The sequence below is a fragment of the Haematobacter missouriensis genome (genome assembly GCF_000740775.1).
Lineage (GTDB): Bacteria > Pseudomonadota > Alphaproteobacteria > Rhodobacterales > Rhodobacteraceae > Haematobacter > Haematobacter missouriensis.
The window spans coordinates 15,481-34,621 of record NZ_JFGS01000021.1; the positions used below are offsets into that span (position 1 = coordinate 15,481).

The following is a 19,141-nucleotide window of genomic DNA, read 5'->3' on the forward strand; positions in this document are numbered from 1 at the left end:
TGGCCATCCGACAGCGAATTCCGGCTGTTTTGGCGATCAGAACGGGCATCTCTCTATAAAAGAGCAATACATCCGATAATACAATCTTATTGGATATTATGTAGGAATGACAGGCGCGGCGGATATTGCGAGTAAAACTAGCATAAAACGCCGATACTTGCTAGCGTCCAGCCATGAAAGTTGCCGCAAGATCTCCCCTGCCGCCCCGAAATCCTCCGGCCTTACCGCGCTGGATCCGGCAGGGTACGGGCCGAGATGAGGTTGAAACAGCGATGTTTTCTGCCGGGGCAACCCTTGCTGTGCTGGACTCGATTGCCCGGTCTGAGGATCCGGTCGGCGTCCTCTGGCGCAAGCGACTGGCGCTCTCGAGCGCAGTGGCAGTTTCCCAGTTGGAAGGGCGCCGGGAGGGTGAGGCGCAACTGCGTGATGCCTTGGCGCTGTGTAAACCCGGCGATGATCCCGGCCCCGCCGGGCGGATGCTGCTCGGTTGGCGCGCCTTGGGCGAGGCGCGGGCGTTGAGATCCGCCGAGTGGCCAGGCCGGCTGCCCGGCTTCTTCGATCTGCCATCCGGGCCGAGTGCTGAGGTCTTGCGCGAACTTGGAGCGCGCTTTGTCGGGCGGACCCAGCCGTTGCGCTTTGCCGCCGAGGCCGCGCGCGAGGCTCTCGCCCTCGGACCGGTCCATCGCGGCTTGGCGCTCTGGCTGGCGGATGCGCTTTTGGCTCGGGCACTCGGCTGGGACCGGCCGGTGCCGCTGCTCGCCGCTCATTTGCCGCGGGCAGCCCTCCGGCTGGAAGGGGAGGCGTGGCTTGCGGCCTGCGCAAGTGCCTGGGGCAGGGGGGCGGTTGCCGCCTTCGATCTGCACATCGAGCTGACCCGCCGCGCCGATGCGTTGCGCGCCGCGCATTTGCGGCGGCCGGGAAAGGACACAGCATCCATCACCACCGGGCTCCTGACGGAGGATGCGCTGGCGGCTCAGGCGGGGGCCGAGGCCAGTGATCGTGCGGCGCGGCGGCTCTTTGATCGGCTGACCTCGCTGGGGTTGGTGCGTGAACTGACCGGGCGGTCGACCTTTCGGCTTTACGGGTTGTGACAATGACCCCGAAATCATCTGAGCCGCTGGACATCGAACTCGCGGACCTGCCGCAGGCACTGCGTTGGAAGGAATGGATGGCTCGGGTCGAAGCGGTACTGTTCGCGGCCTCTGAGCCGGTCGGGCGCGACATACTGGCTCGCGTGGTCGGCCGGGATTGTGCGCTGGATCTGTTGATTGAGGATATTTCGGCGGAACTGGCGGGGCGTCCTTACGAGATCGCGCGCGTTGCGGGAGGCTGGCAGTTCCGCACGCGGCCGCACCATGCGGTGGCGATCCGCGTCGCGCGCGGCGAGGATGACGCTGTCCGAGAATTCACGCAGAACGAAGCCCTCGTCCTGACCATCATCGCCTATATGCAGCCGGTGACCCGCGGCGCGATCTCGCGCCTCACGGGGCGCGAGATCAGCCGAGATCTGATCGCCCGCCTGCACCGCCAGGACCTGATCGCCCGCGGACCGCGCAGCCCCGAACCCGGTGCGCCCTACACTTACGTCACCACGCCCGGGTTTCTGGTGCAGTTCGGGCTGGAGACGCTGCGCGACCTGCCGGACCTTGAAGCGCTGGAAGATGCCGGGCTGCTGAAACCGGTGGGAGAGATTGATCTGGATTTCCCTATTTCTTCTGACGGGCCAGAATAGGCCATCCTTTACACAGATGTATGCGGCATGGGCGAAAGCTGGGTTGATGGACGTCGAGACCGCGAGTATCGTCATGCAAGGCAGAACAGCGGAAGTTGAAGGCAAACAGGCCCTTCCGAGGACTTTGGAAGGTGAAATTTTGAGTCAGGAAACGATCAAGACCAACGCCGCGTACATCTGGTCCATTGCGGAAATCCTGCGTGGGGATTTCAAGCAATCCGAATACGGCAAGATCGTCCTTCCCTTCACTGTTCTGCGGCGCCTCGACTGCCTTCTGGAGCCGACCAAATCGGTCGTGCTGGAAACGGCTTCTACGCTGCCCGAAGAAACTGATGACGAAGCGCGCGCGATGATCCTGACGGCCATCGCCTCGCCGGGTGGGCAGATCTATAACGAGAGCCAGTTCACCTTCGCTTCTTTGCGGGGACAAGATCCACGCCAGCTTCGGGCCAACCTGATCGACTATATCGCTAAGTTCAGTCCGAACGTTCGCGACATCTTCATTGAGAAGTTCGAGTTCACCGAAGCACTGAAGAAGCTGGATAATGCCGGTATCCTATGGGCGGTTTTCGACCGCGTCAGCCAGATCGACCTGCACCCGGAAGCGGTATCTAACCTCGAAATGGGCTATCTGTTCGAGGAGCTGATCCGTCGCTTCTCAGAAATGTCCAATGAAACAGCAGGGGAGCACTTCACCCCTCGGGAGGTCGTGCGTTTGATGGTCGACCTGCTGATCGCCAACGATCAGGGGGCATTGTCCGGGCGGCACATCGTGCGCCGTATATATGATCCAGCGTGCGGAACGGGTGGGATGCTGTCGATCGCCGAGGAACGAATGGTGGAGATGAACCCCACCCTGCACGTCGATCTGTTCGGCCAGGAACTGAACGCGGAATCCTTCGCCATCTGCAAATCGGACATGCTGGTCAAAGGGCACGACGCGTCGCGCATCGCATTCGGCAACACGCTGATCCAGGACGCGCACAAGGGGCAGACCTTCCACTACATGCTGTCTAACCCGCCCTATGGTGTGGACTGGAAGAAGTACGCGGATCCGATCAAGGAAGAGGCCGCAGACCGTGGAATGAAGGGTCGGTTCGGTGCAGGCCTGCCGCGCATCTCCGACGGTCAGCTGCTGTTCTTGCAGCACATGATTGCGAAGATGCGCGATGACGAAAATGGCTCGCGCATCGGCATCGTCATGAACGGATCGCCGCTGTTCACCGGCGGCGCGGCATCGGGTGAGTCCGAGATCCGGAGGTGGATGCTGGAAAACGACTGGGTCGAAGCGATCATCGCCCTACCGACTGACATTTTCTACAACACGGGCATCCAGACCTATGTGTGGATCCTGACCAACCGCAAGCCCGTTGATCGGCGCGGCCGGGTACAACTGATCGATGCCTCAGGCGAACGGTTCTGGCGCTCAATGCGCAAATCCCTCGGATCGAAACGTCGGGAAATCACCGACGAGGCCCGGGCAGAGATCGTGCGGATCTACGGCGAGTATCTGAACGGCCATGCGGGCTATGGCGACGTGTCCAAGATCTTCCCGACCACCGATTTCGGCTATCGTGAAATCCGGGTGGAACGGCCCCTCCGCCTTCGTTTCGAGGTCACAGACGAGGCGTTGATCGCGCTCGCGCAGGACAGGGCCATGGAAAAGCTGACCGCTTCGGAACGGCAGGACCTGTTGGTCGCTCTGAAGGCCGACCTGGGCGGTGAGGTGTTCATGGACCGCGTCGACTTCGACAAGGCTCTGACCAGGATGCTGCGCGAAGCAAAAATCAAGATCGGCGCGCCTGTGCGCAAGGCCGTCCTGGCGCAGTTCGCGACACCGGATGAAGACGCGGCGATCTGCCGGGACAAGGACGGGAACCCCGAGCCCGACACCAGTCTGCGGGATCATGAACTTGTCCCCTTGCTGGAAGACTGGCAAGCATACTTCGACCGCGAGGTGCGTCCGTTCGTGCCTGACGCGTGGGTGGACACAGCGTATACCGACGACCGCGACGGCCAGGTCGGCCGCGTGGGCTACGAGATCAACTTCAACCGCTACTTCTACCGCTACGTCCCGCCGCGCCCCCTGGCCGAGATCGACGCCGAACTGAAGTCGCTCGAGTCCGAGATCGCCACCCTGTTGTCCGAGGTGACGGTGTGAAATTTTCGTGTCTGCGTGCGGTTCGTTATTGCTTTGGTGACAACCCTCGACTAACTGTTGCTTCAACAAGACCCGCCACGCCTCGGGCAGAGCTTCGGCTTTGTACTGCGCACCCTGGCGGGTTACTTGTTTATGGGGCCTGCATTCGTGCCGAAATCGGCGGCATGGTGGCCCGATGAAGTTCACCAAACCCGCCACATCCATCACCGATCAACTCGCACTGCTGCGTCGTCGCGGCATGGTGATCGATGATGAACCCGCCGCCCGTCATTACCTGCAGCACATCTCCTACTACCGGCTGCGCGCCTACTGGCTGACCTACGAGACCCCGGCCGCTGCGGGTGATCATGCGTTCCGGCCCGGCACGCGGTTCGAAGATGTGCTTGCCCTCTACGTCTTTGACCGCCAACTGCGTCTGTTGGTCATGGATGCCATCGAGCGGGTGGAGGTCGCCCTGCGCGCCGGATGGGCGCATCACATGGCGATGACCCATGGCTCGCATGGGTATCTGGATCAGGCGCTCTATGACAGTCGCGACCGTCACGCCCGCGCCGTGACGTCGCTGTCGGACGAGTTCAAGTGGTCGAAGGATACCTTCGCCGAGCACTATCGCACCAAATACACCGACCCGGTTTTGCCGCCGATCTGGATGGCGGCTGAACTGATTTCGTTCGGCCAGCTGTCGAAATGGTTGGGCAACCTCAAACTGCGGGCGGACCGCCAGGCCATCGCCAAGCCCCTGGGGCTGGATGAAAAGGCGCTGATCTCGTTCGCGCATCACATGAGCTATGTACGCAACATCTGCGCCCATCACGGGCGGCTGTGGAACAAGCGGTTCACAGTGACCATGGCAGTGCCGAAGTTCCCGGCCACGCTGCCGGTGGCGATGCGCGGCGCCCATGAGCGGATGCTGCACAATACCCTCGTGATGCTGGATCACCTGCTGGGTGTCGCGGCCCCCGACAGCGGCTGGCGCGGGCGGCTGGTGGCGTTGATCGACGGATGCCCACAGGCCGATCCGGCGGCGATGGGCTTTCCGGCCGATTGGGGGGCCCGGACGGCTTGGAGGGTGGGGGCATGAAACTCGACGATGCCAAACACCTCGTCCGACAGAGACTGATTGAAGAAAACGAGCTTCCCGAGGTTCCGGCCGGTTGGACCGTCGAGCGGCTCCGTTTCCTTTTTTCGGAAAGCAAGGAGCGCAATGGCAAGGAACCCGTTGGCGAAATGCTCTCCGTGTCCGAATACCACGGTGTCACTCCAAAGGATTACGACGCCGAAGAGCGCAAGCGTGCGGACGATGAGGTCGAAACTTATCGGGTCGTGAGGCCGGGCCAGCTGGCTGTTAATTCGATGTGGTTGAACCATCTTGGTTTGGGCGTTTCCGACCATCTTGGCTACGTCAGCCCGGCATATGGGGTCTACAACATATCTGACCGGCTTGACCGCCGTTTCGTGCACCACCTTCTGCGTTCGCAATTCTATTTGCGGATCTACACCCGATATCTTTATGGCATTCGGCCCAACTCCTTTCAGATCAAATCCTATGATTGGGCGAATATACCCGTCATTGTTCCCGACCTCGCCACCCAGAAGCAGATCGCCGATTTCCTCGACGCCGAAACTGCCCGGATCGACGCGCTGATCGAGAAGAAGCAGCGGTTCTCCGACATCTTGGCGGCCAATAGGATGGACGCGGTCTTGCAGGTGTTTGAGCAGTTCAACGCACCGGTGATGCAGATCACGCCTGAGACGTACGCAACCGATATCCGCACCGACGGTTGGTCGGTGAGGCGGGTCAAGCACGTCATAAGCTTCATGACATCAGGTTCGCGCGGTTGGAGCGACCTGATTTCCGACGAGGGCGAGTTGTTCCTTCAAAGTGGCAACATCGGCCGCAGCATGGAGGTCGTCCTTGATACCGCGCAACGGATCCAACCGCAGAGCGGAGCCGAGGCGAAACGGACGCGGCTACAGGCCAAAGACGTTCTGGTGTGCATCACGGGTGGGCGCACCGGTGCTGTAGGATACTTGGAGCAGATTACCGAGCCTGCTTACATCAACCAGCACGTCTGCCTCCTGCGGGCACGACCCGCATTGATGGAGCCAAAGCTGCTGGCCCACATCCTTTATTCGCGAATTGGCCAAAAGCAACTCGATTTCTTCCAGTACGGCTTAAAGCAGGGATTGGGCTTCTCGCAGGTAGGAGAGGTCCGTGTTCCAGTCCCGCCGCGGGGTCTTCAGAATGAAATTCTGCGTGAGATTGACCAGGCGCTGATGAAAATCGACAAGCTGCTGGAACTTCAGTCCGCCTCCATCACGAAACTGCGCGAATACCGCGCTGCGCTGATCACGGCTGCGGTTACTGGCCAGATCGACGTAGCTGCCCATGCGCGGCCGGTGGAAACTGCACAACCTCGCGCAAGCGGTGAAGTCGTGCCCCTTCGGCCCGTGGCCATTCCAGATCGTCGCACCATCCGTGTACTGGTCGCTGCCGACGTGGTTAATCGCCTTGGCGCCGATCCCTACCTTGGGCGCACGAAGCTGCAAAAGCTGATGTTCCTCGCCGAGGCGCATGCCAATATCAACGACATTGCCGGTCGCTATCAACGGTACCGCTATGGCCCCTATGACGACGCCATGGTGCAGGAAATCGAACTGGGCCTGCGGCAGGACGGCTACTACGACACCAGGGAAGGCACGGGTGTCGATCGCGAGAAGGTGGCGTTTCTGCAGATGTCGCGCGCCGGGAGCCATCGCGATGCCATTGCGGCGGCACTGGGCGGCAAGACAAATACCCTTCGGCAGCTTGTTGACCTGTTCAAGGGCAAGGATACCGAGGCAACCGAGGCCGTCGCAACCCTCTACGCCGTTTGGAACGATGCGCTGATTGACGGCAAGCAACCTGACGACGCCGCCATCATCCGGGGTTTCCTGCAGGACAGGCATCCGGAGAAGGGCAAATTTAAGCAGGCCGACCTGCAGACCTGGCTCGACTGGATGCGCCGCCACGGCCTTGTCCCCAAAGGGACCGGCCCGCGGACAGTCTCGACCAACACGCCCAGCTTGTTCGAGCGGGAGTAACCGGATGGTTTGTCCCCGGACGGTGCATTCATGACGGACGACACGGCTCGCCTACAGTCGGCGCCGTTGTTTTCCGACATGGGCGACAGGGCCGCGCGTGACGACGAATGGTCCTACCCCAAGGGGATACTGAGGGACGGGATGGTCGCGTTGGACGAAAACAAGCGAGGATTGGCAGATCAGTATTTCGACGCGGCCGAAGCCGTCGTGAAGCTGGTCAACGACAATCAGGTGGCCGATTACACCGTTTCCAGTCCCATCCTGTACCTCTATCGCCACTCGTTTGAGCTCTATCTGAAGTGCCTGATTGAAGCGAGCGGCGGCAAGCCGGGCCGGGAACATGACTTGGCGAAACTGCTGGCAATGGCCCCCTGCCTGCCTGACTGGATGCGAAACCGCATTCTAGAGTTGCATGCCGTTGACCCGCGCTCGACCCACCTGCGATACGGCCATGAAAGCGGTCAGTTCCCCGGGCCTGAGGGTTGGGCAGAGATGAACTTTCTCCGCGACGCCATGCGCGCATTGCGGGCTCATTTTGTTGATTTGATTGAACGCCTGCGTCTGAATGTTCCGACCGGCGGCGCGCGAGGAGGAAATTCATGACCAGTCCCAATATCCGACGCGAAAAGCTGCACACCGAAGAGGCGGTCGAAATCCATCTGGTAGATCAGCTTGTCTCCAACCAGGGCTGGCGGGAACGCTCCTACACCACGTTTGATCGTACGAATGCCATTGACCCGGAAATGGCTGCGGAGTTTGTCCGGACGACCCAGCCCGAGGCGTGGTCGCGCCTGAACGATCAGTACCCCGGACGAGCCGAGGCTGAGCTTGCCCGGCAGATTGCCAGTCGTCTTGGCGCGGTCGGCACGCTGGAGGTGCTGCGGCAGGGGATCACCATCGTCCCAGGAATCCGCATCAGCCTGTGCGGGTTTCGTCCGGCTTCGGGGATGAACCCCGACCTGGTGCGCGCCTACGAGGGCAACATTCTGACCGCCACGCGTCAGGTTCGCTATAGTCGTTCGTCCGAGAACGCCATTGACGTCGTCTTGTTCGTGAACGGCATCCCGGTGATCACGCTGGAGATCAAGAACACGCTGACGGGGTCGACCTATCAGACGGCCGAAACCCAGTATCGCCGCGACCGTTCGCCAAATGGCGAGCCGCTGTTGACGTTCAAGCGCGGAGCGCTGGTCCACTTCGCTTTGGATCAGGACAATGTCTCGATGACCACGCACTTAGAAAACGGGCGGACGCGGTTCCTGCCCTTCAACCGGGGGCGTGATGGCGGTGCAGGCAATCCGGATGTCGAGGGTGAGTTTCGTATCGCCTACCTCTACCGTGATGTGGAGGGCAGCAAGGCGGTGTGGTCCCGCGAGGTCTTGCTCGACATCATCCACAAGTTCGTGTTGGTGAGCGAAGTCGAAGAGCCCGGGGGCAAGGTTAAGCGCACGACCATCTGGCCCCGGTTTCATCAGCTTGATGCTGTGCGCCGTCTGTGCGCCGATGCGAAGCAAATGGGCGCTGGTCGGAACTACCTGTTCCAGCATTCGGCGGGTTCCGGCAAATCGAATACCATCGCATGGGTGGCCCATCAGCTTGCCACCCTGCACGACCATCAGGATCGGCCTATCTTTGACAGCGTGATCATCGTCACCGATCGGGTCGTCCTGGACCGGCAACTACAGAACACCGTGAAGTCGTTTGCCCAAACCGCGAATTATGTGAAAGCCATCGACGGTACTTCGCGGCAGTTGCGCGCCGCCATCGAGCAGGGCGCCAAGATCATCATTTCGACGATCCACAAGTTCTCGACATACCAGATGAGCGTCCTGAAGAACGAGGCCAAGCGCAGGTTCGCGATCCTGATCGATGAGGCGCATAGTTCGCAGTCAGGGAAGCATGCCGACAGCATGGCGCGTGTGTTGGCGGATGGTGGAATCGCCGACGAAGATGAGCTGGACGAGGTTGAGCAGGCCCTGTTGGAACTGCAGCGCTTGCGCGGTCCACAAGCCAACCTTTCGTATCTGGCCTTTACCGCCACCCCTCGCAACGTGACGATGGAACGGTTCGGGATCAGCGGACTCGACGGGCTGCCCGCGCCGTTCCACCTCTATTCGATGCGGCAGGCGATCGAGGAGGGGTTCATCCTCGACGTGCTTCAGAACTACCAGACCTATCAGGCATATTTTGCCTTGGAAAAGGCCATCGACGAGGATCCGGAGCTTCTGGAGCGTAAGTCCCGGCGCAAGGTCGCGCGTTACGTTGATTTCCATGAAACCGCGATGGATCAAAAGGCCGAGGTGATCGTCGAGCACTTCCGACGCCATGCTCTGCCGGAGCTGGCTGGGCAGGCCAAGGCCATGGTTGTCACCTCCAGCCGGGAACACGCCATCCGCACCCATCAGGCGATAAGCCGATACATCGTCGCGCAGGGCTATGACGACGTGCATTCTCTGGTCGCATTCTCGGGCGAGATATTGGTGGACGGTCAGGCCTACTCGGAGCCCGGGATGAACGGATTTCCGGAAACGGAACTGCCCCGCAGGTTCGATGGTGCTGAGTTCAACGTGCTGGTGGTCGCCGAAAAGTATCAAACGGGCTTCGATCAACCGAAGCTGGTTGCGATGTACATCGATCGTAAGCTGGATGGGCTTCAGGCCGTCCAGACATTGTCGCGCCTCAACCGGACATTTCCGACCAAAACCCGAACCTTCATTTTGGACTTTCGTAATGCAGTCGACGAAATCCAAGAGGCGTTCAGGCCATACTTCAATGCCACGGGTATGGAAGACCGATCAGACCCGAACCAGATTTACAACCTGCAAGCTCGTTTGAATGCCTTCGGGATCCTTCAGCAGGATGAAATTGACCGTTTTGTCGCCCGTTTCCTTGGAAATCGTCAGGCGGCCGATGAGCGACCGGTTCTGGAAGGAATCGTGCGTCAGGCGGTTGATCGCTTTGAAACACAGTTGGCCGAAGATGAGCAGGAGGAGTTTCGCCAGCTGCTGGCGTCCTACCTGCGCTTCTATTCATTCATCGCGCAGGTGGTCAGTCTCCAAGACACGGGGCTAGAGAAGCTGCATGTTTATGGTTCCTGGCTGAAGCGGCTGCTTCCGTCTCGCGCCGCGCCCGAAGGCGAAGACATCACCGATGACATGCTTCAATTGACAGCGTATCGCCTGCAGGATCAGGGCGTTTCGGACGGCCGCCTTCAACGCGACGAGACCGCCAATCTGTCACCAATCGACCGGTTTGGTGCCAATGCCTATACCGAGGAAGAGCAGAGGGCACTTTCTGAAATTATCGATGCATTCAACGCGCGCCATGGGACGAGTTTCACTGAAGAAGATTACATCCGTTTCGAAGCTGTCAATGATGCCATTCTGGATGACGATGCGTGGGTGGAGATTTTGCGGAATAACGCGCCGGAGGTTGTGAAGGACCGCTTCAATGCAGAATTCATGCGCCGCGCCATCAATGTATTTCAGAGGGACAATCAGATGCGAAACGCTTTCATGCAGGATAAGGAGGCGCGTGACATGCTCATGGGGTTGATGTTCCGTCGTGTGATGCGGGCTGCACGGGCCGCTTGATCTTGAAGTTGGTGTTTTCTCCGCAAGGAGCCGTGAGCCTGACGTTTTGACCGCTAGCGAGATTGGAACGTGTGCATACTTCGGCTCCCTTTCGTTGACGATCATGCCACGTAGGCATGACTGCAGATTTTTTTGCGCGGGTAGAAGGTGAATTGTAGCCATGAGCTTCATGACTGAGCAGTTTCATCGCCGGATCGTGCCCGCTGAGACGGCCATTCCGTGTGCTGCCAGTTGCGCCTGAAACCTCGAACAGCCGAACTTGGACCGCAGATCTTCCACCCGGTTATCATAGCAACTCTCGCCGATTGCCCGTTTCAGATCATTTTCATGGAAGTATCGGTTGCCGAACGGCGCGGGCGCGATCAGCCGTTGCAATTCGCTCTCCTTTGGCGAAATTGACCGAGGCGTTGTATGGGATAGGCCCGGCCGAACTTCACCACCGCCGCCACGCCACTTCCGCATAAACCCGAGCAGATACCCCGCTGGCACAGCCTCTCGCCCACGCCGCCGGTTGAACTCCCGGAAGCGATCCCAGATGTGCCGGCTGTCTGCCGCACGGCAGGGCAGGGCGGTCTTGGCCTTCCCGATCAGTGCCAGCCAGCGCGCTGTCGGTTCAGGTCCGCCACGACCCACCATGATTGTTCCATGAAATACATTTTTGTTTGAATCTCTTATATAAGGCGAGATGTCAGCTGTGGTTGACACGTCATCCTCGACACCCGGCTCATCGCAACAGCCGAACCGGAAGAGCCAGGGCGCGAACCTGCCCTTGCCGCGATGGCGCAAGAGCCGCAGCCCGGAAGTCGCCAACTCCGTCAGCAGGCTGTGCAGATGCTGGCGCGAGACCTCCATCCGTTCGGCGAGATCGCTCAGAGTAAAGGCGGCGGTTCCATGGGGCAGGCCGTTGTAGCCTTCCTTCCAGGCGATGCCGTCGAGGATCAGTGTCGCAAGCTTGTGTGCGGCGCAGGAGAGGTTTGTGTGGGTGATGCGGCGAAGGATGGCGCCAGTGGTGAGTTCCATGATCGTCGTCTCCGATACGACGCGCCAAGCACACAGCAATACATCACCATCGCATGCAATATAACATTATTGGTTGCGCAACCTCAAAGGATGGACTAGAATACTCTGGCTAGGTGAGTGTTCTTTGAGGTTTTGGTGTTGGGCCTTTGGTCTGGCGTCGTCTTCAAAAAGGGGATCGAACGTCCCCGACACAGAGAGCCGCCGGGGCCGCAAGGCTCCGGCGGCTTTTCAATAGCGGACCTCTTCCGAGCCATAGTTTCCGGCATGGTCACGCCAGTCCACAAAGACCGAGCGCCAGGAATAGCTGCGGCAATGCTCCGGCACCGCGAGATCAGATGCCTCCGGGACAGCACCAACTGAGGATCGGGTCCAGCCATAGTCGCCTTGCGTGCCATAGGAGCCGAGACGGGTGGAATCGCTCTGGATGCAGTCGCCATCACGGTTCTGATGCTGGCTGAACTGGATGTGGTAGACTCGGATGCTGCGTACGAAGTCAAAGGCATCGCCGGAGATGTCGATGTTGGCCTGCCCCTCGGCTTGCGCGAGGATCAGCCCGGGTACTTCGATAGGGGGCGACCGCGTGCGTACAGGCGGCTCGCGGAACGCAATGTCATAGAGCCGCTCCATCGGGCTGAGCGGCGCTTGACCGCCGAAGGATGCGCCCATCGGGCAGCGCCAGATTTGTAGGGGCGGCTCGACCGGCCAGGGCGTGATGCGGCGAATGAACTCGGCTCGGGCCCTGGCGCAGGGGACAGAGGAAGGCCAGCCGCCGGCGAGGCAAAGGAGGATGGCACAGTCGATCTGGTAGCTCTGCGCCTTAACGGGTGCAGGGCTCGAGACTGCGGCGGACAGGGCCAGAGAGGCTGTCAGAACGGTGGATCGAAGGGCAGGATACATGGAGGCGACTCGCTCAGTTACCCCCTATCGCTACGATACACCATTATTGAATGCAACATTCTTGCATTGCTTGTCGTGTGGCTGGCGTGTCTGATCTTCGCCCTAGTGTCCCACCACGCTCTGGAAACGCCCGTAATCCTGACTGACCTCCTGTGCCTCGGAGAAGGCCCGGGCACGCTCGGCATCGAGGCAGCGGAAGTAGTCCTGCACTGCGGAGATGTAGTCCTCGAAGTCGTCCCGGATCAGATCGGCATAGGCCCGTACATCGGCCGGGTCGCTTGGCAACCATGGCCGTTCAGGGGGATCGCATGATGCTAAGGCGGCGGAGCAACTCACCATGATGGCGACAAGGCAGGGCATAAGGCTTAGCTTCACCATGTTTCGGACGAGGCCCCGTCATTGCTTTGATTTGTCACTGTCTTGGGCTATCCACCCTTATGGTGCGATGATCTGCCGTCAAGGCATCAAATAATCGTTGCCATCAATAATGGTGTAATGATACGGCTATGGTGATTTGATTCCCCATGGCCTGACCCATTCTATGGAGAGGAGCCGCGGGGAGACCATGCTAGAAGACGCCCCGAATGTGGTTACAGAAGACGGATTGCGACAGCTGCTCGCGCAGGGCTATTCGGCCGAAGTGGTCTGTCGGACCGCAGCCGAGAAGCGCCTCAACGCCTGGTACGGCTCCTGGTATGTGCGGGCCATCGGCCCTTCGGGCGGCGATGAGAAGATCGTCGTCACCAGCCGCAATTACATCAAGGCGCGCGAGTTCAAGACCGTCGTTGGGCTCGTCAGTTTCCTCTCTGATATCGGGATGCGCACGGCGCATATTCCGCTCGACGAAGGGGGGCGCTCTCTCCACCAACTGCCCGCGCAGCAGAGCTGAGGCTTCATCCCTTCTTCTGGCCCTCTGTGTCCTTGCCGGGATCGCTCCAGCTGGCGCGAGGGCCGAGGGCTTTGTGTTTCGGGTAGCGCTGGACGGCCAACTGGCGGCGGTGTCATCCGATACCGGCTTCATGCGCCAGTTTGGCACCGAGACGCCGGATCGCCTCTTCCTCTTCACGACACCGCAGGATGATGCTGAAGCTGGTGCCAGTGTCCCCATGCCGCGGCCTGCTTCTGCCAGCCCCGAGATCCTACAGGGCATCGAAGACACCGCGCTGCGCTATGGTGGCCATGCCGCGCTGAGGCGGGCGGGGCTGTCTGTCAGCGACTGGACGCTGTTCTACCGCGCCAACATCGAGGTCGAGAGCGCCTATAACCCTTCCGCCCTCAGCCATGCCGGCGCCATCGGCCTTGGCCAGCTGATGCCCGACACCGCCAGCTTTCTCGGGGTCGATCCGAATGACTGGCGGCAGAATCTCGACGGATCGGCCCGTTATCTTCTCCTGATGCTCGAGACCTTCGGCACGCCGGAACTGGCGCTTGCCGCCTATAACGCCGGACCCGAGGCCGTCAGCCGCCACGGCGGCATCCCCCCTTATGTTGAGACCCAGGGCCATGTGGCCCGTGTGCAGGCCGTTTATGCGCGGCTGAAAGGAACGAGTTGATGAAATCCCCTTCCGTCACGGCGGTCATGACAATGGCCTTTGTGGTGCTGGCAGGCCCTGCGCTGGCTCAGAGCATCGACCTCTCGCCGGTGCAGACACTGCTGCAAGGCATTGTCGATGCCATCACCGGCCCTCTGGGCATCGTGATCGGCACGCTGGCACTGATCGGGGTCTTCCTGTCCTGGCTCTTCGGCATCCTCGACTTCCGTCAGGCGCTCTGGGTTCTGGTGGCGATCGCCGGCATCGCCGCCGCACCGACCATCGTTGCCGCGATCTGGACCACTTGAGGCCTGGGTAGCATGGCGGAACAGTCGCGCGTTTTCATCGGCCTCTTGCGGCCCCCCAAGCTGATGGGGCTGCCGATCATGTATGCCATGGTCTGGCTTTTTGGGTCGTCGATGCTGTTCCTCTGGGTCCAGAGCTGGATCATCGTCGTGGCGGCCGGGATTACCTGGCCGCTCTTATGGAAGGCGGCGGATTGGGATCCGAACTTCCTCGACGTGCTGGTGATTACGCTGCAAGAAACCCCGCCGACGCGGAACCGCAAACATCACGGGGGAGACAGCTATGCCCCATGATGCAGCGATCGCCGAAGCGGGTGAAGCGTCGCTCGCACTCGACCCGATCTCGGCGCTGCCGGAATGGTCCGGAAAGGAGAAGCGGCTCGCACATATGCTGCCCTATGTCAGCCTGGTGGCCGGCAACACCATCCGCACCCGCGGCAATGAGCTGATGCAATGCATCCGGCTTGAAGGGGTGAACAGTACGACTTCCGAGGACAGCCATCTTGACCGGATCGGGGCACTGCTCGCGGGTGTGGTCGCGCAGGTCGGGACGGAGTTTTCGTTCTATCTGCACAAGGTCTCAAAGGCGGTGGACACGGGCCTGCCGCCGATCCCAGGCGACGGGTTCGCGGCTGCGATTGATGCGTGTTGGCAGGCGCAGCTTGCGAAGAGCGGGCTGCGCGACAAGACCCTGACGCTCTCAATCCTGAAACGCCCCGATCCGGGGAGCCGCATCCCCTTCGTTGCTGCGGCCTCCCGCGCGCGGCTGGCCGCTGACACAGCTCGCCGACTGCGCAAGCTCGATGAGGTGGTGGGCTTCATGCTCTCCAGCTTCTCCGATCTGAAGCCCCGCCTGCTGACCGCCGAAAGCGGAGAACTGCTCGGTTTCCTCGGCAGCCTGAACACGGGCGAGGAACACCCTCTCTTCCCGGCATCGCGCCTCGGCATCCTCGCCGAAGACGTGGCCAATACCCGCGTGACCTTCCGCGGCGCGGAGATCCACCTGACTGACGGGGCCGTGGGCGAGAAGTTCGGGGCGATCTTTGCCGTCAAGAACTATCCGGCCAAGACAGACAGCCTGATGCTCGATGAGTTGAACCTGCCCGTCGACATGGTGGTCACCCATTCCTTTGTGCCGATCAATTCGAACATCATGGCCGGGCGGATCAAACGCCAGCTGCGGCTGATGCAAGCCGCCAATGATGGTGCGGTCAGCCTCGCGCAAGAGCTGGAACTGGCCCAGGACGATCTGGAATCGAAGCGCCTGATCTTTGGCGAACACCACATGACCGTGGCGGTCTATGCCCGAAGCCGCGCCCATCTCGACGATATCTGCGCAGAGATCCGTAATATTTCCGCCAGTTCCGGCATCAACCTGATCTCGGAAGGTTTTGGGTCGCGCGCGCATTACATGGCGCAGCACCCGGGGAACACCGGCGCGCGGAGCCGCAAGGCTGCGATCACCAACCACAATTTCGCGGATCTGGCGACTTTCCACCGCACTCCACTTGGGAAGACCGGTGAGGAACTGCCCTGGGGCGTGCCGATCACGCTGTTTCCAACCCCGGAGCGAAGCGGTTTCCGGTTCAGTTTCCATGAACAGGGCTCGCCTCTGAAAGAGCCGACCGGCGGGCACACCCTGATCCTCGGACGTCCCGGTTCCGGCAAATCGGTGCTGGCTGCGTTTCTGATGACCATGGCCCGCCGGGCCGGGGCACGGCTCTTCATCTTCGACTACCGCGCCGGGATGGAAATGGCTGTTCGCGCCCTTGGCGGCAGCTACGCCACGGTCCGTGCAGGAAAGCCCACCGGACTGAACCCGCTTCAGACCGAGATCGACAATCGCGGCCAGGCCTGGCTGGCCGACTGGCTTGCCACGCTCCTTGAGCGCCGCGACCGACCGCTGACGCCGGTGCAGACCAACCGTCTGCAGGAGGTTGTGCGCCAGAATGCTGGCGCCGATCACGCGGGACTTCGCAACTGGTCAGATTTCGCCTCACTGCTGGTCTCGACCGATGATGACGGCGATCTCTTCGAGCGGATGCAGGAATGGACCGAGACCGGCCGCTATGGCTGGATCTTCGGGGCCAACCCGCAAGACGGCTTTTCGCTCGGCGGCGAGGTTTCCGGCTTCGACCTGACCGGTATTCTCGATTCCGAGAGTGAGCGCGAGCGGATGGCCGTGCTCTCTTACCTCTTCCGCCGGGTCGAGCGGGTGATTGAGGATCGACGCCCTACGGTGATCCTGATCGACGAGGCCTGGAAAGCGCTCGACAATGGCTACTTCGCGGATCGGCTGAGCAACTGGCTGGTCACCGCCCGCAAACAGAACGCGGTCGTTGTGATGATGACCCAATACGCGAGCCAACTCGAGCGCACGCGCACCGGCAAGACCATTGTCGAGGCGGTGCCGACACAGATCCTGCTGCCAAACATCCGCGCCAGCGCGGCCGATTACGCGATGCTCGGTCTCAGCGAGAAGGAACTCGATGTCCTTCTGGGTGTGGGTACCGCATCGCGCCTAGCGCTGGTGCGCGACGACCGAGGCTCGGTTGTCATCGATGCCGATCTCTCAGCCCTCGGCCCTCTCGTGACCGTCCTTGGCGGGATGGAGAAGGGCGAGCAACTCGTGGGGGCGGATTACCGCGACCGCCCTGATTTCTGGAAGGTGTAGTGTGATGTCTCGTGTAAATGGTGCCCGGCTTATCCATCTTCCTGTCCTCGGCAGTCTCCTGCTCCTTGCCGCTTGTGCAGGCGGGCAGGCCCCACGGGCCAATTGCTTCAGTTTCGCCGAGCGTCCCTCCGGCGTCACGGTCTCGACCATGGGCGGCGAGGTCTCGCGAGCGGCAGACCCCTGCGCCTTCACCCTGATTGGCGTGGCGGACTGACGGTATGGCCCGGATTCTGGCACCGATCCTGCCACAGGTCCTCATTGGGATTTCGCTGGCGCAGCCCTTGGGCGCACAAGGCGTGCCGACCTTTGACGCTCAGGGCTTTGCCAGGACAGCAGCGACGATTGCGCAACGGGATCTGGACATCGCGTTGCAACGGGATCGGCTGGCCCGGGAAGAGGAACTGGCCGATATCGAGCGCCAGCAACTGGCCTCACTTGAAAGCATCCTTCGCACGATGACCACCGGCGCGAGCGCTTCTGTCGGCGCGACCGTTGCAGCGCTGGAGGCCGGGAATGGGGAGGGGACGGCGGCCTCGGCAGTCTATGCGAACGAGGACGGCAACCCTGCCGCGACCCGTCTGTTCGGCGACGCCCGCGAGACGGTTGAAGAGCTGATCATCCGTGCCGCCCGCGACACCCATTCTCTTTCCGGCGTGTCGCGCGCCGGTCTGACACTGGTGCAATGGCGCTGCCTGCTTCAGGCCCTGATCTGGCAGGAAAGCCGCTTCCAGATCGGCGCTCGTTCTCCGGCGGGGGCGTTTGGCCTCACGCAGATCATGCCTGGTACTGCCGGCGATCTCGGCATCTACCCGGCCTATTACGATGATCCCTATCTGCAGGTGACCGGCGGTGCACGCTATCTCGCGCAGATGCTCGGCATGTTTGACGGCAACATCATCTATGCGCTGGCCGCCTATAACGCCGGGCCCGGCCGTGTGCAGCAATACAGCGGCGTGCCGCCGTTTGCTGAGACGCAGAACTATGTCGTGGTGATCCCTGCGCAGTACAACCGATACCTCGCGATGGTGGGCGGTCCCGATGCCCTCGGCACCATCGACCCAGTGCTTCTGGCAAATGCGAATTTCAGCCTCTCGGCGCACGGATCCGGCGTTTATGGCGACTATTCCATGGTCTCGGTTCAGGCGGCCGCACAGCGTATTATTAACATAATAGAGCTTATCGGAACAACCGAAGACGTGCAGGCGGCCATCGCGCTCAACACCTATGCGCGTGCCGAACTGGCCCGGATCGTCGCCACCCGCACCCGCCTGAAGGCGGCGCAAACCCAACCCCTCAGTGATGAGCAGCTGGCAATGGCTGCAGCCCAGGCGGCCGAGCGGCGGTTCATGGATTTTACAATGGAGGATCTGCGATGAGATATCTGCTGATCAGCACTGCCCTCTGCCTTGGCCTTGCCGCCGGCGCCTCCGCGCAAGGTGTGCCTACGGTTGATACCCAGAACATCGCCCAGGAAATCCGCCAGCTTCAGCAGATGCTGGAAGATTTCGGGATCCAGAGCGATATCTTCGAGAATGCGCTCGAACAGCTTGAAGTGCTCCAGCAGCAATTCGACCAGCTTCAGACCATGTATGCCTCGCTGACCGGGCCGCGCGAGATTCTCGGCCTCATCATGGGCGGCGAGCTCGATCAGCTGCTGGACGCCAAATTCGAGGACATCCCCGGCCTGATCCGGGGCATCCAGCAAGGCGATTGGAGCAATCTGCTCGGTGTGACCGCCGGACCGATGCGCACTCAGATGCAGGCGGCGCTCGCAAGTGCGGGCTTCGACGAGGATTCGCTCCGCGAGATAGCGACCAGTGGCAATCCAAGCGCTGAGGGGATCGCAACGCGCGCAACCACCGGCGCCGTGCTCTCGGCTGCCGCGCAGAACAGCCACGAAGAAGCCGCGCAGTCCCTTGCCCGGGTTGAGCGCCTGGTCGCGATGATCCCGGACATGGAGGATCTGAAGGCATCGATGGACCACAACACCCGGGTCACGGCGGAACTCGCGATTGCCATGACCCGGATGTGGGAGCTGGAGGCAATCCAGACCATCGGGGCCGGCAATGCTGGCGTGGTCGATGCCGCGACCATTGCTGAAGAGCGGCGCTACATGGATTTCACCATGCCGAGTCTCGAGTGA

Annotated in this window: 18 protein-coding genes; 15 read left to right on the top strand and 3 right to left on the bottom strand. The window is 61.1% G+C overall.

Annotation, left to right across the window (positions count from 1 at the left end):
* The first annotated feature begins 173 nt into the window (after positions 1-173).
* The 7 genes from CG51_RS12760 (at position 174) to CG51_RS12790 (ending at position 10,570) form a co-directional block, all read left to right on the top strand.
* Positions 174-1,091, top strand: a complete 918-nt coding sequence (locus tag CG51_RS12760; RefSeq protein ID WP_035745601.1) for a DUF1403 family protein — start codon at positions 174-176, stop codon at positions 1,089-1,091.
* A 2-nt stretch (positions 1,092-1,093) separates the two neighbouring features.
* Positions 1,094-1,732, top strand: coding sequence for an SMC-Scp complex subunit ScpB (gene scpB / locus CG51_RS12765; protein ID WP_035745603.1), 639 nt, complete (start codon positions 1,094-1,096; stop codon positions 1,730-1,732).
* 46 nt (positions 1,733-1,778) lie between these two features.
* Positions 1,779-3,893: an N-6 DNA methylase gene (locus CG51_RS12770; RefSeq protein ID WP_211254207.1), complete on the top strand. Its 2,115-nt coding sequence runs from the start codon at positions 1,779-1,781 to the stop codon at positions 3,891-3,893.
* A gap of 175 nt (positions 3,894-4,068) precedes the next feature.
* Positions 4,069-4,974: an Abi family protein gene (locus CG51_RS12775; protein ID WP_035745605.1), complete on the top strand. Its 906-nt coding sequence runs from the start codon at positions 4,069-4,071 to the stop codon at positions 4,972-4,974.
* Complete coding sequence (locus CG51_RS19220; RefSeq protein WP_051930559.1) at positions 4,971-6,977, top strand: restriction endonuclease subunit S domain-containing protein; 2,007 nt, start codon at positions 4,971-4,973, stop codon at positions 6,975-6,977. The genes CG51_RS12775 and CG51_RS19220 overlap by 4 nt, the downstream gene beginning before the upstream one ends.
* A gap of 30 nt (positions 6,978-7,007) precedes the next feature.
* Positions 7,008-7,580: a HEPN domain-containing protein gene (locus CG51_RS12785; RefSeq protein WP_035745607.1), complete on the top strand. Its 573-nt coding sequence runs from the start codon at positions 7,008-7,010 to the stop codon at positions 7,578-7,580.
* Entirely contained in the window at positions 7,577-10,570 is a 2,994-nt protein-coding gene (locus CG51_RS12790; protein WP_035745609.1) for a type I restriction endonuclease subunit R, read from the top strand. The genes CG51_RS12785 and CG51_RS12790 overlap by 4 nt, the downstream gene beginning before the upstream one ends.
* Before the next feature lie 183 nt (positions 10,571-10,753).
* Here the strand turns inward: CG51_RS12790 and CG51_RS12795 are convergent, their stop codons facing one another.
* From CG51_RS12795 to CG51_RS12805, 3 genes are all read right to left on the bottom strand, one after another.
* Positions 10,754-11,590, bottom strand: coding sequence for a hypothetical protein (locus CG51_RS12795; protein ID WP_035745611.1), 837 nt, complete (start codon positions 11,588-11,590; stop codon positions 10,754-10,756).
* Between the two features lie 228 nt (positions 11,591-11,818).
* On the bottom strand, positions 11,819-12,487 hold the full coding sequence (locus CG51_RS12800) for a hypothetical protein (protein ID WP_084695179.1): 669 nt from the start codon (positions 12,485-12,487) through the stop codon (positions 11,819-11,821).
* Between the two features lie 102 nt (positions 12,488-12,589).
* Positions 12,590-12,847: a hypothetical protein gene (locus tag CG51_RS12805; protein WP_035745677.1), complete on the bottom strand. Its 258-nt coding sequence runs from the start codon at positions 12,845-12,847 to the stop codon at positions 12,590-12,592.
* Positions 12,848-13,052: 205 nt separating this feature from the next.
* Between CG51_RS12805 and CG51_RS20105 the strand changes: the two genes are divergently transcribed.
* The 8 genes from CG51_RS20105 to CG51_RS12840 all read left to right on the top strand — a co-directional run bounded on the left by CG51_RS20105 (position 13,053) and on the right by CG51_RS12840 (position 19,141).
* Positions 13,053-13,376, top strand: a complete 324-nt coding sequence (locus tag CG51_RS20105; protein WP_035745614.1) for a hypothetical protein — start codon at positions 13,053-13,055, stop codon at positions 13,374-13,376.
* Between the two features lie 73 nt (positions 13,377-13,449).
* Positions 13,450-14,040: a lytic transglycosylase domain-containing protein gene (locus CG51_RS20110; protein ID WP_233141271.1), complete on the top strand. Its 591-nt coding sequence runs from the start codon at positions 13,450-13,452 to the stop codon at positions 14,038-14,040.
* On the top strand, positions 14,040-14,327 hold the full coding sequence (locus CG51_RS12820; protein ID WP_035715012.1) for a TrbC/VirB2 family protein: 288 nt from the start codon (positions 14,040-14,042) through the stop codon (positions 14,325-14,327). Before CG51_RS20110 ends, CG51_RS12820 begins: the two co-directional genes overlap by 1 nt.
* 12 nt (positions 14,328-14,339) lie before the next feature.
* Complete coding sequence (locus CG51_RS12825) at positions 14,340-14,618, top strand: VirB3 family type IV secretion system protein (RefSeq protein WP_035745616.1); 279 nt, start codon at positions 14,340-14,342, stop codon at positions 14,616-14,618.
* On the top strand, positions 14,608-16,998 hold the full coding sequence (locus CG51_RS12830; protein WP_035745618.1) for a VirB4 family type IV secretion/conjugal transfer ATPase: 2,391 nt from the start codon (positions 14,608-14,610) through the stop codon (positions 16,996-16,998). Before CG51_RS12825 ends, CG51_RS12830 begins: the two co-directional genes overlap by 11 nt.
* 4 nt (positions 16,999-17,002) lie before the next feature.
* Positions 17,003-17,212 carry a hypothetical protein gene (locus CG51_RS20115; protein ID WP_131389326.1) on the top strand — a complete coding sequence of 70 codons (210 nt, stop codon included), beginning with the start codon at positions 17,003-17,005 and terminating at the stop codon, positions 17,210-17,212.
* 16 nt (positions 17,213-17,228) lie between these two features.
* Complete coding sequence (locus CG51_RS12835) at positions 17,229-18,374, top strand: lytic transglycosylase domain-containing protein (protein WP_416171659.1); 1,146 nt, start codon at positions 17,229-17,231, stop codon at positions 18,372-18,374.
* Complete coding sequence (locus CG51_RS12840) at positions 18,371-19,141, top strand: type IV secretion system protein (RefSeq protein ID WP_035745623.1); 771 nt, start codon at positions 18,371-18,373, stop codon at positions 19,139-19,141. The genes CG51_RS12835 and CG51_RS12840 overlap by 4 nt, the downstream gene beginning before the upstream one ends.